The 15,980-nt window shown below is 66.1% G+C and carries 11 protein-coding genes; 6 read left to right on the top strand and 5 right to left on the bottom strand.

What is annotated here, in order from left to right:
- The 4 genes from asd (at position 1) to FAS41_RS16535 (ending at position 6,000) form a co-directional block, all read left to right on the top strand.
- Positions 1-870, top strand: coding sequence for an archaetidylserine decarboxylase (gene asd, locus FAS41_RS16550; protein WP_138524122.1), 870 nt, complete (start codon positions 1-3; stop codon positions 868-870).
- 75 nt (positions 871-945) lie between these two features.
- A complete protein-coding gene (locus FAS41_RS16545; protein ID WP_138524120.1) occupies positions 946-1,923 on the top strand; it encodes an HPP family protein in 978 nt (325 codons plus the stop codon).
- A 128-nt stretch (positions 1,924-2,051) separates the two neighbouring features.
- Positions 2,052-3,866, top strand: a complete 1,815-nt coding sequence (locus FAS41_RS16540; protein WP_138524118.1) for a molecular chaperone — start codon at positions 2,052-2,054, stop codon at positions 3,864-3,866.
- Positions 3,867-3,930: 64 nt separating this feature from the next.
- Entirely contained in the window at positions 3,931-6,000 is a 2,070-nt protein-coding gene (locus FAS41_RS16535) for an EAL domain-containing response regulator (RefSeq protein ID WP_138524116.1), read from the top strand.
- Between the two features lie 190 nt (positions 6,001-6,190).
- Here the strand turns inward: FAS41_RS16535 and serB are convergent, their stop codons facing one another.
- On the bottom strand, positions 6,191-7,402 hold the full coding sequence (gene serB, locus FAS41_RS16530) for a phosphoserine phosphatase SerB (protein WP_138524114.1): 1,212 nt from the start codon (positions 7,400-7,402) through the stop codon (positions 6,191-6,193).
- A gap of 234 nt (positions 7,403-7,636) precedes the next feature.
- Between serB and FAS41_RS16525 the strand changes: the two genes are divergently transcribed.
- A complete protein-coding gene (locus tag FAS41_RS16525) occupies positions 7,637-9,205 on the top strand; it encodes an AhpA/YtjB family protein (RefSeq protein ID WP_138524112.1) in 1,569 nt (522 codons plus the stop codon).
- A 52-nt stretch (positions 9,206-9,257) separates the two neighbouring features.
- A complete protein-coding gene (locus tag FAS41_RS16520) occupies positions 9,258-9,794 on the top strand; it encodes a metal-dependent hydrolase (RefSeq protein WP_138524110.1) in 537 nt (178 codons plus the stop codon).
- Between the two features lies 1 nt (position 9,795).
- Here FAS41_RS16520 and FAS41_RS16515 read toward each other — a convergent pair whose 3' ends face one another.
- The 4 genes from FAS41_RS16515 to parC all read right to left on the bottom strand — a co-directional run bounded on the left by FAS41_RS16515 (position 9,796) and on the right by parC (position 15,974).
- Positions 9,796-11,034: a metallophosphoesterase family protein gene (locus tag FAS41_RS16515; RefSeq protein WP_138524108.1), complete on the bottom strand. Its 1,239-nt coding sequence runs from the start codon at positions 11,032-11,034 to the stop codon at positions 9,796-9,798.
- Complete coding sequence (locus FAS41_RS16510) at positions 11,034-12,590, bottom strand: ArnT family glycosyltransferase (RefSeq protein WP_138524237.1); 1,557 nt, start codon at positions 12,588-12,590, stop codon at positions 11,034-11,036. Before FAS41_RS16510 ends, FAS41_RS16515 begins: the two co-directional genes overlap by 1 nt.
- Before the next feature lie 245 nt (positions 12,591-12,835).
- Positions 12,836-13,558, bottom strand: a complete 723-nt coding sequence (locus FAS41_RS16505) for a PqiC family protein (protein WP_138524106.1) — start codon at positions 13,556-13,558, stop codon at positions 12,836-12,838.
- A gap of 151 nt (positions 13,559-13,709) precedes the next feature.
- On the bottom strand, positions 13,710-15,974 hold the full coding sequence (gene parC / locus FAS41_RS16500) for a DNA topoisomerase IV subunit A (protein ID WP_138524104.1): 2,265 nt from the start codon (positions 15,972-15,974) through the stop codon (positions 13,710-13,712).
- Positions 15,975-15,980 lie beyond the last annotated feature (6 nt).

Below are 15,980 nucleotides of genomic sequence, written 5' to 3'. Positions count from 1 at the left end.
ATGTCGTTCAAAGATCGTCTGTTCATCCTCGCCCAGTACCTGCTGCCGCATCACCTGCTGTCGCGCCTGATCGGCTGCGCCGCAGAGTGCCGCGCGCCCTGGTTCAAGGACCGCCTGATCCCCTGGTTCGCCCGCCGCTACCGGGTGGACATGCGCGAAGCCCAGGTCGAGGACCTGCGTGCCTATGAGCACTTCAACGCCTTCTTCACCCGCGCCCTGAAAGACGGCGCGCGCCCGCTGGACGACACCGCCGGCTCCGTGCTCTGCCCCGCCGACGGCGCCATCAGCCAACTCGGCCCGATCGAGCACGGCCGTGTGTTCCAGGCCAAGGGCCACAGTTACAGCCTGATGGAACTGCTGGGCGGCGACGCCGAACGCGCCGCGCCCTTCATGGGCGGCGAATTCGCCACCGTCTACCTGTCGCCCAAGGACTACCACCGCGTGCACATGCCGCTGGCCGGCACCCTGCGCGAGATGGTCTATGTGCCAGGCCGCCTGTTCTCGGTGAACCAGCTGACCGCCGAGCAGGTGCCGGAACTGTTCGCCCGCAACGAGCGCGTGGTGTGCATCTTCGACACCGAGCGCGGGCCGATGGCGGTCGTACTGGTAGGCGCGATGATCGTCGCCTCCATCGAAACCGTCTGGGCCGGCCTGGTGACCCCGCCCAAGCGAGAGCTGAAGTCGTTCTCCTACGACGAAGCTTCCCGCGCACCGATCCACCTGGAGAAAGGCGCCGAGCTGGGCCGCTTCAAGCTCGGTTCCACCGCCATCGTGCTGTTCGGGCCGGAGCAGGTGAGCTGGGCGGAAAACCTCGCTGCCACCAGCGCCGTGCGCATGGGCGAGCGCCTGGGTGGCGCGCGCCAGGGCTGACGCCCATTCCTATAAGGCGGGCGGCCAACGAGTCGCCCGCCAACGCTTTCCGCCTCATCGTGCCAATTCCCTGCCATGAAACGCTTCCTGCATCTGATGGGCTGGCGTGCCAACGCCACCAGCCATCTCGAGAAATGGCTCTCCGCAATCGGAGCGCTGTGCGGCATCGCCGTCATCTATGCCGTCACCCACTGGGTCCTGCCCAGCGAAGCGGCCATCTGGGTCGTCGCCTCCATGGGCGCCAGTGCCGTGTTGCTGTTCGCCGTCCCCCACGGCGCGCTGTCGCAGCCCTGGGCGGTGCTCGGCGGCCAGGTCCTCTCGGCCATCGTCGGAGTGATCTGCCAGAAACTCTTTCCCGGCCAGGCCTTCACCCCCGCTCTCGCGGTGGGCGCGGCGATCCTGGTCATGCACTACACCCGCTGCATCCACCCACCGGGTGGCGCCACCGCGCTGGCGGCGGTGTCCGGCGGGCCGGCAATCAGTGCGCTGGGCTTCCACTACGTGCTCAGCCCGGTACTGCTCAACGTGGCGCTGATCCTCGCCGTTGCCGTGCTCTTCAACGGCTTGTTCGCCTGGCGCCGCTACCCCGCGCCACTGGCACGCCTGCCGCAAACCCCGAAGCTGCCGGCCGGCCCCGCGCCGGAAGATCTCTACCACGCGCTGCGCAAGATGGATTCGTACATCGACGTGCAGTTCGACGACCTGCTGAAGATTCTCCAGCTGGCCCAGGAGCACGCCCAGGCGCAGCGCCTGACGCCGGAGGATGTCCTGCTCGGCGCCAGCTACAGCAACGCCCTGAGCGGCGATGCCTGGGCCGTGCGTCAGGTGATCGACGACCACCCGGACAAGCGCGGCCGCCAGGATCAACTGGTCTACAAGGTGGTGGCCGGCGCCGGCAAGGGCAACACCGGCGTGTGCCGCCGCCAGGACCTGCTCGACTGGGCCGCCCATCCGGTGATCGCCCAGGGCGACGGCTGGGTGCGCAGCACAGCGCAGGACTCGGCAAAAAACGCACTGCAACGACAGTTAACAGGCGAAACACCGCTGGCGTGACCTGTCCGCGCACCATCCGGGCGATGGGCTGCGGCGCGCGACGGATGCTGCTAGAGTTCGGAAAAAGCCGACAGTTATGACCAACCGGTTCGTACAACGAGCCGGATTGTGGAGAAACCATTCCCACCATGGACAACAGTCCCCAGCAGTTTCTACGTGTCCCCACCCCGACGCACGAGAGCCTGAGCTTCTGCAACGCCAACGCGCGCGAGCTGAAAAACTGGCTGGATCACCTGCCCAAGGCCAACCTCGGGGAAACGGCCCGCCAGCTCTACCAGGGGCTGATCGAACTCAACCAGCTCAAGCTGCCGGTCGAGACGCGCCTGCAATTGCTGGAACTGTTCCGTCCGGAAGTCCACTTCGTCTGCCATAACCTGGAACGCCACTTCCTCAACCAGTCGATCGTCCTGGACGAGCGTCCGCGCAAGGTCGCGAACCTCTGCCAGGCGCTGCAGAACCACCTGGCCATCGGCTACAAGCTGATTGTCGTGCGCGAGGCCTCGCGCTTCACCCGCGAGCGCGCGCAGGTCATGACCGCCGCCATCCAGCGCGCCATCCGCAGCCTTTGCGGCCCGCTGGTGCGTGCCTCCCAGCTGTACTGCCCGGTGCCGGAAAACCTCTGGCTGGAACTCCACCAGCTCTACCAGCTCGCCCGCCAGCACGGTCTGCAGAACACCCCCGTGCGCGATGCCCTGGCACGCCAATCCCAAGGGCTGTCCATCGAGCACTCCTATCTCGTCGCGCTGATGCTTGGCTCGGCGCGCTGCAACCAGATGCGCCAGAACAATATCGCCCGCGTCGCCGAAGTCCTCGAGGGCTGGACCGCACAGGTAAGAGTCCAGGCGGCTGATGCACCCTCCACCCTGTTCGTGGTGGTGCCGCAGGTGGATGGCCCGCCGCGCTACCGCACCCTGTTCAAGGACAGCGACCTTGCCGGCGCCCTGGGCATCGACCCGCAGCCGCTGGTGGACGTGATCCGCGAGTACCTCCTGCTGCCTCCGGAAAACCGCGCGCAGGCGCGCCTGAAAGTGCCCGAGGGGGTCAGCGTCGACCTGTTGCAGCACCTCGCCGCAGCCTGGGGCGACATCGCCGAACGCACCTTCCACCGCACCCCCGGCCAGGGCCAGCTGACCCTGTGCATCGGCATGAGCGCCCTGCACTACTTCCTCGCCGGCCGCAAAAGCTTCAATGACCTGCTGAAGATCCAGGTGCAGGAACAGGTGCCGACCTTCAAGGCCGACGTCAAAGATGCCTGGTCAGGCGCCTTCGATGCACAGAAGGTCAACGACTGGCAGCCCGGCATGCCACTGGAGGAAATCGAATACACCGCGCCTCGCGCCGTCGACGACTCCAACCTGAGCCTGGGCGGGGTGACGGAAACCCAGCGCGACGACTACCCGGTGTTCACCCTGAACATCGTCAACCACAGCCCAGGCGGCTACTGCCTGACCTGGCCAAAGGACATTCCCAGCCAGTTGCAGGCCGGTGAGCTGCTCGGCATCCAGGACACCCCGGAGCACAGCTGGAGCGTCGCCGTGGTGCGCTGGATCCGTCAGGTCCGTGGCGGCGGCACGCAGATGGGCATCGAACTGATCGCCCCGCTTGCCCAACCCTGTGGCCTGCAACTGCTGCGCAAGACCGAGCAGGGCAGCCAGTACCTGCGCGCCCTGCTGCTGCCTGAGATCGCCGCGATCTCCCGCCCAGCCACCGTCATCACCCCGCGCCTGCCCTTCCAGGAAGGCAACCGCGTGCAGCTCAACCTGCAGGGGGACGAACGCCGCGCCACCCTGACACGCAAGGTCACCGCCACCGCCAGCTTCACCCAGTTCGAATACCAGGCACAGGATGCAGCCGGCGTACCGAGCGATAAGCCCATCACAGCCCCGAATGCTCGCGGCGCTGGAGGGGAGGAAGACTTTGACTCGCTGTGGAAGTCTCTGTAGATTCCGGGAATTCCCTTTCGTCGCCTTTTTGCTGCCGTCCAGCGCGGTATAAGCAGCCTTCCCCATGGCCAATGAAAAGAAAACCATCCGCCTGCTGATCCTGGAAGACTCGCAGAACGAAGCCGAGCGCCTGGTCAGCCTGTTCCGCAACGCCGGTCGTGCGACCCGCGTCCACCGCATCACCTCCAGTGAAGACCTGACGGACATCCTGCCCCAGGGCTGGGACCTGCTGATCGCGGCCCCGGAAGCCGAGGCCCTGGACCCGAGCGAAGCGCTGGGCGCTATTCGCCGCCAGGCCAAGGACATTCCCTTCATCCAGCTGGTCAGCGGCAATGATTCCGACGCCGTGACCGAGGCCCTGGCCCTCGGCGCGCAGGATGCCCTGCCGCAAGGCGAGGACGAGCGACTGATCCTGGTCGCCAACCGTGAGCTGTCCAACCTCGAGGAGCGCCGCGCCCGCCGCTCCGCCGAAGTCGCCCTGCGTGAAGCGGAGAAGCGCTGCCAACTGCTGCTGGACAGCTCGGTGGACGCGATCACCTACGTCCACGACGGCATGCACATCTACGCCAACCGCGCCTACGTCGGCCTGTTCGGCTACGAGGACGCCGAGGAGCTGGAAGGCATGCCGATGATCGACCTGATCGCCGGCTGCGACCAGTCCACCTTCAAGGACTTCCTCAAGGGCTATCAGACCACCGAAGACGCCGAACTCGCCTGCAGCGGCATCCGCAGCGACGGCCAGGCCTTCGCCGCGCGCATGACCTTCTCGCCCGCCACCTATGACGGCGAACCGTGCATCCAGGTGGTGATCCGCGCCGAGTCGGATAACGCCCAGCTCGAGGAAAAACTCCGCGAAGTCAGCAGCCAGGATCTGGTCACCGGCCTGTACAACCGCGCCCACTTCCTCGACCTGATGGACAGCGCCGTGGAGCGCGCGGTGACCGCCGGCCAGCCAGCCACCTTCGCCTACATGCAACTCGACCGCGCCCAGGCGCTGCAACTGGACCTGGGCGTTGCCAGCATCGACCTGCTGCTGGCGGACCTGGGCAACCTGCTGCGCGGGCAATTCCCCGAGCCGGCTCAACTGGCACGCCTGAGCGACGACGTGTTCGCCGTGCTGCTGCCGGGCGAGGCACCGGAGCACTCCGCACCGCGCTTCAGCTCGCTGCTGAAGAAAATCGAAGGCCACCTGTTCGACATCCATGGCCGCACCGCACAGGTCACCCTCTCCATCGGCACTGCCGGGCTGGACGAGAAGACCACCCGCGCCCAGGACGTCATTGAACGCGCCCACCGCGGCGCCGACGAGGTCGCGCAGAAGAACGGCAATGGCCTGAAGGTCTTCAACCCGGCCGATGAACTGGCCGCCGCCGCCTACCGCGGCGATATCAGCGCGATCATCCGCCAGGCGCTGGAGCAGAACAGTTTCCGCCTGCTGTTCCAGCCGATCATCAGCCTGCGCGGCGACACCCACGAACACTATGAAGTGCTGCTGCGCCTGCTCAACCCGCAGGGCGAGGAAGTGCCGCCGGCAGACTTCCTCAACGCCGCCAAGTCCAGCGGCCTGGCCGAGAAGATCGACCGCTGGGTACTGCTCAACTCCATCAAGCTGCTCTCCGAGCACCGCGCCAAGGGGCACGAAACCAAACTCTTCGTGCACCTCTCCAGCGCCAGCCTGCAGGACCCGGAACTACTCCCCTGGCTGAGCGTGGCACTCAAGGCCTCGCGCCTGCCGGCCGACGCGCTGATCGTGCAGATCAGCGAACCGGATGCCATCGCCTTCCTGCGTCAGGCCAAGGTGCTGAGCCAGGGCCTGGCCGAACTGCACTGCCAGATCGCACTCTGTCAGTTCGGCTGCGCGCTCAACCCGTTCAACACGCTCAAGCACATGAACGTCGACTTCGTAAAGGTCGACGGCTCCTACGTGCAGGACCTGAACGTCCCGGAGAACCAGGAAAACCTGAAAACGCTGATGGCCAGCCTGCACGCCCAGGCCAAGCTGACCATCGTGCCCATGGTGGAAAGCGCCACCGCCCTGGCCACCCTGTGGCAGGCCGGCGCCAACTACATCCAGGGCCGCTACCTGCAGGGCCCCAGCCAGGCGATGGACTACGACTTCGCCTCGGACGAGTGATCCGGGAGGGAACCTGTAGGAGCGAGCTCGCTCGCGAACAGAGTCAACCGGTACCTCCAATGCTGGGCGCGGTTCGCGAGCAAGCTCGCTCCTACAAAAAAGCGCTCTCCAGCTCGCACGACGGATAATGACAAAGACAAAAAAGCCGCCCTTGGGGCGGCTTTTTCTTTTCAGCAGCGTTCAGCGCTCGTCAGGCACCTTCGCGGTCACGGAAGCCGAGCAGGTACAGGATGCCATCCAACCCAAGGGTGGAGATCGCCTGCTTGGCCGACTGCTTGACCAGCGGCTTGGCTCGGAAGGCCACGCCCAGGCCGGCCAGGCCGAGCATCGGCAGATCGTTGGCACCGTCGCCCACGGCAATCGTCTGCTCAAGCTGCAGACCTTCCTTCGCCGCCAGTTCACGCAGCAGGTCGGCCTTGCGCTGGGCGTCGACGATGGGCTCGATGGCTACGCCGGTCAGCTTGCCGTCAACGATCTGCAGTTCGTTGGCGAACACATAGTCGATGCCCAGCTTCGCCTGCAGCTGCTTGGCGAAGTAGCTGAAGCCACCGGAAAGAATGGCGGTCTTGTACCCCAGGCGCTTGAGCTCGGCGAAGAGGGTTTCGGCACCCTCGGTCAGGCGCAGCGAGGCGCCGATCTCTTCCAGCACGTCCTCGGAGAGACCTTGCAGCAGCGCCAGGCGCTCCTTGAAGCTGGCACGGAAGTCCAGCTCACCGCGCATGGCGCGCTCGGTGATCTCGGAGACCTGCTCACCGACGCCCGCGGCCTTGGCCAGTTCGTCGATCACTTCGGCCTCGATCAGCGTCGAGTCCATGTCGAACACCGCCAGGCGGCGATTACGGCGGAACACCGAGTCCTGCTGGAAGGCGATGTCGACGTTCAGCTCCTGGGCCACGCTGAGGAACTCGGCGCGCAGTGCCGCCGGATCGGCCGGCTCCCCGCGCACGGAGAATTCGATGCAGCCCTTGCCTTCGTCAGCCGGCATGTCCAGCGGCATGCGCCCTGACAGGCGATCGATCTGGTCGATATTCAGGCCGTATTTGGCGGTGATCGAGCTGACCCGCTGCAGCTGCTCGGCGGTTACCCGGCGAGTCAGCAGGGTGACAATGTGGCGAGGCTTGCCCTGGCCACCGACCCACTGACGGTAGTCGTCTTCGGAGACCGGCGTGAAGCGTACCTGCTGGTCGAGCTTGTAGGCCGTGAACAACACGTCCTTGAGCACCGACGAGGCCCGCTCGTTATCCGGAATTTCCACCAGGATGCCGAAGGACAGGGTGTCGTGGATCACCGCCTGGCCGATATCGAGGATGTTCACGCCCCCCTGCGCCAGGACGCCGGTAATGGCCGCAGTGAGGCCGGGGCGGTCTTCCCCGGTGATGTTGATCAGGACGATCTCGCGCAAGGCGCTGTCTCCGCCATGGAAAAAAGGCGGTCATTCTACCTGCTTTCACGGCCTGCGGATGCTCCGCTCGCCCGCCCGCCCACGGCTCAAGAGACGGCACCGCCGATCGGAATGCACGGCGGATCGACGCAGCACACAGACTTTCGCCGGCTTGACAGCGCCTGCGGCGCTTTGCCCCCCGGTAGGGCCTCGTTATACTGCCCCACATCTGCCCTAAAGAAGACCGAGCCCGCTGTGACCCGGCCCACCTCCGTCAAGCCCGACAATTTCTTCCTGCTGCTCTTCCACGCCCTGCGTCAGCGCCGCGTGCCGATTGCCCTGCGCATCGCCGTTCACGGCCTGTTGCTGGTGGCCACGGCCCTGGTGATCTACGCCTGCGTGATGGGTCTGCAGTTCAAGCAGGCCATGCAGCAGCAGGCCGACGCCCTCGGCCAGAGCCTGACGACGCAGACTGCGCAGTCGGCCACCGAGCTGCTGGTGTCCAACGACATCCTCAGCCTCAACGTGCTGCTCAACAACCTGACCAAGAATCCGCTGGTGGCCCACGCGGCTATCTACAGCGTGGACAACCGCATCCTCGCCGAGTCCGGCACGCGCCCCAAGCAGGGCCTGCTGGGTGACGCCGAAGGCCTGTATTCCACGCCCATCACCTTCCAGGAAGTGATCGCCGGTCACCTGCGCATCAGCCTCGACATGCACCAGTTCGAGCAGCCGATGACCGTCAGCCTGCAGAGCATGGGGCTGATCAGCCTGATCCTGCTGCTGCTCACCCTGACCTTCGGCCTGCGCCTGGGCCGGCAGATTTCCACACCACTGTTACAACTTCGCGTCTGGCTGCGCGATCCGGACGACAGCGCGCCGGGCGCCGGCCTGCAGAACGAGATCGGCGACCTTGCCCGACAGCTGCAAGCGCGCCTGGCACCCGAGAAGCCGCCGGCCCCCGAGCCGGTGGTCAGCGCCCCCGCACCGCGCCCGAAAGCGCCGGCCAAGGCTGGCAAGCCCGCACCCAGAGAGCCGTCTCTGGATGCCAACGACGCCGCTGACGAACACGAATTCGACGAGAACATCTTCTCCGACGACGAACTGCTCACCCCCGCCGCGCGCCGCAAGGCCGACGCCGACGAGGACTTCCCGGAGGAAGAGTTCGAGGCGCTGACCGAAGACGAAGCCGAAGACGAGATCGGCGTCGACGAAGAAGAGCCTGAAGCCGAGCCGGAGCCGGTTTCCACCGGCACCAGCGCCGTGCTGGCCGTGCAGCTGGGCGCCCAGGAACAGCTGCGCCGCCTGCCGCGCGCCCGCCTGGTCGACCTGCTGCAGCGCTACCGCGACTGCCTGGAGCAGGCCGCGCGCCTGTACAAGGGCGCGCTCTATACCCTCAGCGACGGCGGCAGCCTGATCCTCTTCCACAGCCGCGACCAGGACGAGGAATTCCTCACCAACGCCCTTTGCTGCGGCGAGCTGATGCGCGCCCTGGGTCATGCCCTGCAGATCGAAGTGGCCGACAGCGGCATCACCCTGCAACTGCAACTGGGCCTGGTGCTGGGCGAGGACGTCGCCGACCTGGAGCAGGCAGACCTGCTGCAGGACGCTTCCGCCCAGGACGCCCTGGCCCTTAGTCAGCACAGCCGCAACCTGCTGCTGGTGGAGAAATCCATCGGCGACGACGAGAAGGTCCGCGAGCGGGCACGCATTCGCCCCATCGCCAGCCCGGAAAACGCCTGCTGCGTGGAATGGCTGAAGGAACCCTACCCGTCCATGCTGGAGCGTCAGCTCTCGCGTATGCGCGCCCTGCGCACGACCTGACCGCCAATAGAAAAGAGAGAGGGGCCGCCTGGCCCCTCGTGGAACGGATTCCATGACCACCCTGATCACCCATCCCCTGCCCGCGCTCGCCGTGGGCCTGGCGCTCGGCTCGCGCTTCATCCCGCCGCGCCTGCTGCTGGCCGGCATGCTCGCCGCCTGCCTGCCCGACCTCGATGTGGTCGCCTTCAAGCTGGGCATCGCCTACCACGACGCCTTCGGCCATCGCGGCTTCAGCCATTCCTTGCTGTTTGCGGCATGCATGGGAGTACTCGGGGCGCTGTGCTGCCGCCTGCTGGGCAGCGGCCCGCTGAAAGCCGGCCTGTGGGTCGGCCTCGCCACCGCCTCCCACAGCGTGCTGGATGCGATGACCGACGGCGGCCTGGGAGTCGCATGGTTCTGGCCCTGGAGCGACCAGCGTTACTTCCTGCCGCTGCACCCCATCGAAGTCTCACCGATCGGCCTGTCGCGCTTTCTCAGCCCACGCGGGCTGGAGGTGCTGATCTCGGAGGCGCGCTGGGTCTGGCTGCCCTGCCTGGGCGTGGCGGCGGCCGGTATCGTCCTGCGCCGGGTGCTGCGTCGAAACGACTGAATCAGCGCTTGCCCAACTGCACCTGGAGCTGCTCCAGCAACGAAGCCTGTGCGCTCTTCAAAGGCAGCTGCGCACTGTAGCCCTGGAAGCTGCTGAAGCGCGCCTGGTAATCCAGTTCGACCTGGAAGCGATTGTCCCAGCCGGGAGAATCCTCCGGCATCAGCTGATCGCAATCATGCAAGGCCTGCGGTGTCGCGCAGGGCTTGAAAGCTTGCGGGTAGACCTGGCGCTTCCAGAGCACCCAGGGCGACAGCGACAACCCGGCGAGGCTATTGCGCTGCAGGTCCAGCTCCAGGAGTTGCAACAGGCCGTTCCCTCCCAGGTACTGGTGCTGATAGTCGACCATCACCATGTCCACACTGTGCCCCAGGTCATTGAGCATCCGTGTGTGCGCAGCCCCATCGGCGTGTGCATTCAGGGTGAGGAATACCTGGTCATTGCGGCGAATCAGCCGGTCCCATAGCAGCACACCGCTGGCGTTGTCCTCGCGGGACAGCTCCGCCAGGCCGCCAGCGCTGCGTCGCAGGATACTGTGCGAGGCAAGGATCACCGGCACATGGGGATGCTCGTCGATGACGCTCTGGGCCCACGCCAGGGTGGCCTCGGAGGGGCTCCAGTCCAGCGCCAGCAGCAGGAACGACTGACCATATCGCTGGAACAGGTGCACCTGGCTCAGGCCCTTGGGATCGCTGCCGACGTAGGTACTCTGCCAGGCGGCGCGCTCGGGGCCGAAGTGGTCCGCGAAACGATCGAGGAAGGAGCGACGATCATCCGTGCTGGCCTCTTCGTGCACGTCACGCTCCCCCGTGGCGATGCTGTAGGGCACGCCACGTTCTTCCAGCGTACGCATGGCGCCGCTGGCGGTCTGCCACTGGGTGACGACACCGGCGTTTTCCACCACGTCGCCCAGGTGCACCACCATCGGGACCTGCAGCACCTCGGCGTACTTGGCCAGCCAGAATGTCTGCGCGAAGAACGCCAGCGCCGGCTGGTACGGCAGGTCGGGGAAACGTTGCTCGCTGCGGAACAGGTGGCGCTTGCGGTGGTTGTTCTCCGCGTAGAACTGGGTATCGGGCAGCAAGGGCAATACGAAGCTGCCGCCGCCGGACACGATCTCCAGCGGTGGCAACGGGTGCTGGCGGAAGAACGCCTGGTCCCGTTCGACCACATCCTGGGTATCGGAATCACCACAACCGCCCAGCAGCAGGCAGCAGGCGAGCAGGGAAGTCAGTGCTTTCATCACGGCTTGGTGCCCACTCCGGGAAGGCGCAGCAGGCGGAAAGTGTTCTTGTCGAAACTGCCTTCGAACAACAGCTGGGAAGCCGCAGGCAAGGTGGTAGCAATGCGCTCGGCGTCGCGAGCCTGGATCATCAGGTAGAACGGGCCGCTCTGCGCCGCCAACTGCTCAGGACGGTCAACGAACAGCGGCTTCAGGTCGCGATCGAGATTGACCATCAGCTTGATCGCCTGCGCGTCCGGCGCCATGCCATAGAGCGCCAGGGGCGCGGGCTGAGCGTCGAGTTGGCGTAGCACTTCGCGGGAAAAACCCTGACTGTCGTACAGGCGGCGCTCCATTGGCTCGAAGACCAGGATGTAGCTGGCCCAAAGGGCGAGCGCGGCGCCCAGCGCCAGTGCTGCCGGACGTCGCCAGCGCAGTGCGCCGAAAGCCAGCAGAGCGGAGAGCACCACGATGCACGCCGGCAAGCGCCAACCCAGCGCGGCAAGTTCCTGTGGATAACGCTTCCAGGCCAGCCACAAACCCGCCAGCAGCAGGACCGGCAAAACCAGCCACAGCGCTCGCAGCAAGCCACGCAGCACTTGCGCCAAACGGCTGCCGGCGACCATGAACGGGTAGCCCGCAACGATGGCGGCCAGCGGCGCCAGCGCAATGATATAGCGGGCCTTCTTGGCCTGCGGCACCGACAGCCCGGCCATGACCACCAGCGCCGCCAGGGCGCAGCCTGCCACCAGACGGAACGCCGGCTCGCGGCGACGCTGCCAGAGCAGCGCCAGCGCCGGCAGCGCCAGCGGGAAGGCCAGCGCGTAGTTACCCAGGGAACTGCGGAAGTAATACAGCGCATCGCTGGAGCCGGCGGAACCATCCAGCCGACCGATCACCTGCATCTGCAGGACGTCCTGGACAAAGGCTTCGCCACCCACCGAGCGTGCCAGGGCGATCAGCGCGAACACGCAGAGGAGCAACAGCGCCAGCGCGCTCGCCGAGAAGGCGATCAGCCGCTTCCAGCACCGGTCCAGCAGCAGTTGACTGCACACCATGCCTGCCGGCACCACCAGCCCCAATGGGCCGCGCAGCGCGAAACCGGCCAGCAGCAATGGCAGCAGGCGCAGCAGCAAGCCCGGCACGCCATGGCGCTCGGCGTGGAAGGCAACGTAGAAGGCCAGCAGGCCGACCGCGGCCACCATCAGATCAAGGGACACGGCCCGCGTTTCGCTGACGAAGGTGGCGGTCAGCAGCAACATCGCCACGCTGACCAGCGCCCAGCAGCGGGAGAGCGGCGCCACCAGGCGATACACGACACCGGTGCAGATCGCCGCGGCCAGCGCGGTAGGGAGCCAAGCGGTGAATTCGGTCACCCGCCCCAGCGGCAGCGAGAGCAGGTAGGTCAGAAAGGTCGAGGTGGCCGGATAGTCCGGATAAGGAACGCCGTAGGTGGTGGGGAACCAGCCCGGCCCGTGGCGCAGCATTTCGCGCGCGAACAGTACGAAGCGCGAGTCGAAGCCGACGAAGGCATCGCCCTGCACACCGAGCAGGAACAGCACCAGCGCCGCCAGCATCACGCAAAGCGTCTGACGATTCAGGGCGGAATCCGCCTGAACACTGGAAAATTGAGGGAGTGAAGACACGCGCGAGTCTCTCGCAGGTTCCGCGCGGAAAATGTCCGGGCGCCAATAACCTGCACAAGCGCCCGTAGATACCACAGGGGCCGTCAAGAAGATGTCAAAACAGGCCACGACAGAAGCAAAACGGCCCGCAAAGCTATGCTCTGCGGGCCGCGAATACCACGATCGCTGTGATCGGCTTAGAAGCGGTAGACCTCGACATCGGTGCGGATCGGCACCACCAGCGGGATCTTCGGCCCTTCTTCCTTGGGCTTGGCCGCCTGCTCGGTGTTGACCACAACCGGCTTGCGTGGCGGCGTAGCCTGCTGCTCGGCAACCGCTGCGGCGACCGGACGCACGTCACGGGCCAGTTGCACCGACAGCTTGCGCAGCAGGTCACCCTGCGCACGCACCTGGTCCTGCACGCTGCCAGAATGCGCCTCTTCCTCGCGGAAAACGCGGCTGTCGCGCAGCTCGCCCTTCTGGTCGAGCAGACGCCAGCGCGCCTCCAGCACCGCCGGCTCCTTGGGGCCGGAGTCCAGGCGGCTGATGGTCAGCATGACCTGGACCTGCGGGGTGAAGCCGGGCTTCTCCGGGAACAGTGCCAGGCGGGTGCTATCGAGCTCGCCCGAGAGCAGGCGCATCAGTTGCTGGCTGACGTTGGTCTCGAGGCTGCCGGCCCAGCGGGCTTCGGTCGACAGGTTGAGGATACCGTCGGCCTGACGCTGGACCATGGTCTCGCGTTTCAGGTAATCGGCCAGGGAAACCGGGCCGAGCAGTACTGCGACGCCGTTGTCACGGGTCGGGACAGGAACCGCGCCCGCATCCAGCTGGAACAGCTGGGTCGGTCGATTCACCGTACAACCCGCCAGCCCGAGGAGGCTGACGAGGGAAAGATAGGCCAAGGCGCGCAAAGCGCTCATCTGGATCACCGTCATTCGCCGAATTTCGGCGCTACTTCCAACAAAACCAATATGACTTCAGGCAACGCGCCGCGGCGCCGGTTACCCAAAGGGACGTATCATCCCTTAACCGGCGCCTCAGCTCCAGAGGCAGAATGTATCGAGCCGCGTTTCAATCCTGAGACAGCGATTCTACCAGCAAGGCGTCCACTCGCTGGAAACCGCGCGGCAGTTTGTTGCCACGACGGCCTCTTTCGCCCTTGTAGTGCTCCAGGTCGTCACCCTTGAGCGAGAGCGTCCGCTTGCCGGCCTGCAGCACCAGGGTCGCGCCCGTCGGAAGAACGGCCAGGTCAGTGAGGTACTCCTCGCGGCTCGCCACGCGGTCGCCCGGCACGCTGATGATCTTGTTGCCCTTGCCCTTGGCCAGTTGCGGCAGGTCGGACACCTTGAACAGGAGCAGGCGGCCCTCGGTGGTCACGGCGGCGATCCAGTCTTGCTCGACGTCGGCGACCGGCCGCGGCGCCATCACCTGCGCGCCATTGGGCAGACTGAGCAGCGCCTTGCCGGCCTTGTTCTTGGCCTGCATGTCCTCGCCCTTGGCAACGAAACCGTAGCCGGCATCAGAGGCCAGCACATAGAGCGCACTGTCCTCAGGCAGCAGCACACGGTCGAAGGTCGCTCCCGGCGGCGGTGTCAGGCGGCCGGTCAGCGGCTCACCCTGGCCACGGGCGGACGGCAGGCTGTGGGCCGCCAGCGAGTAGCTGCGGCCAGTCGAGTCGATGAACACCGCGTACTGGTTCGAACGACCCGGCGCGGCTGCCTTGAAGCCGTCGCCGGCCTTGTAAGACAGGCCGGTGGCGTCGATGTCGTGGCCCTTGGCGCAACGTACCCAGCCTTTTTCGGACAGCACCACGGTCACCGGCTCGGTCGGCATCAGCTCGGTTTCCGACAGGGCGCGGGCTTCGGCGCGGGCGACGATGGGCGAGCGGCGGTCGTCGCCGTAGGTTTCGGCGTCGGCGACCAGCTCATCGCGCACCAGTTTGCGCAGCTTGGCGTTGGAGCCCAGGATGGCCAGCAGCTTGGCGCGTTCCTTGGCCAGCTCGTCCTGCTCGCCGCGGATCTTCATCTCTTCCAGCCGCGCCAGCTGACGCAGGCGGGTGTCGAGGATGTAGTCGGCCTGCAGCTCGGAGAGTTCGAAGCGCTGCATCAGGACCGGCTTGGGCTGGTCCTCGGTGCGGATGATGTGGATGACTTCATCGAGGTTGAGGAAGGCGACCAGCAAGCCTTCCAACAGGTGCAGACGCTTCTCGACCTTGTCCAGGCGGAACTGCAGGCGGCGGCGCACGGTGTCGGTGCGGTAGGTCAGCCACTCGCTCAGCACCTGGCGCAGGTCCTTGACCTGGGGTTTGCCGTCCAGGCCGATGACGTTCATGTTCACCCGGTACGAGCTTTCCAGATCGGTGGTGGCGAACAGGTGGGTCATCAGTTCTTCGGCATCCACGCGGTTGGAGCGCGGGATGATGACGATGCGGGTCGGGTTCTCGTGGTCCGACTCGTCGCGCAGGTCGGCCACCATCGGCAGCTTCTTGGCCTGCATCTGCCCGGCGATCTGCTCCAGCACCTTGGCCCCGGAGACCTGGTGCGGCAGCGCGGTGACCACGATGTCGCCGTCCTCGACGCGGTACACGGCGCGCATGCGCACCGAGCCACGGCCGGTTTCGTAGATCTTCTGCAGGTCGGCGCGCGGAGTGATGATTTCCGCCTCGGTCGGGAAATCCGGGCCCTGTACATGCTCAAGCAGGTCGCCAACGGTCGCCTGCGGCTCATCCAGCAGGCGGATACAGGCGGCGGCCACTTCGCGCAGATTGTGCGGCGGAATATCGGTGGCCATGCCGACGGCGATGCCGGTGGTGCCGTTGAGCAGCAAGTTGGGCAGGCGCGCCGGCAGCACAGCCGGCTCGTCCATGGTGCCGTCGAAGTTCGGCACCCAGTCCGCGGTGCCCTGCCCCAGCTCGGACAGCAGGGTCTCGGCATAGCGTGACAGGCGGGCCTCGGTGTAACGCATGGCGGCGAAGGACTTGGGATCGTCCGGCGCACCCCAGTTGCCCTGGCCGTCCACCAGCGGGTAGCGGTAGGAGAACGGCTGCGCCATCAGCACCATGGCTTCGTAGCACGCCGAGTCACCGTGGGGGTGGTATTTACCCAGCACGTCGCCGACGGTCCGCGCCGATTTCTTGTGCTTGGAGTCGGCGTCCAGGCCCAGTTCGCTCATGGCGTAGACGATGCGCCGCTGCACGGGTTTCAGGCCGTCGCCGATATGCGGCAGGGCGCGGTCCATGATCACGTACATGGAATAGTTCAGGTAAGCCTGTTCGGTGAAGTCGGCCAGTGACCGGCGCTCCACGCCCTCCAGACTCAGATCGAGGGTTTCGCTCATGCGTGC

Origin of the sequence: Pseudomonas nicosulfuronedens (assembly GCF_005877905.1) — a bacterium.
Classification (GTDB): Bacteria; Pseudomonadota; Gammaproteobacteria; order Pseudomonadales; family Pseudomonadaceae; genus Pseudomonas; species Pseudomonas nicosulfuronedens.
The sequence above is the reverse complement of the archived record's forward strand: the minus strand, read 5'-3'. Positions and strand labels throughout refer to the sequence as shown.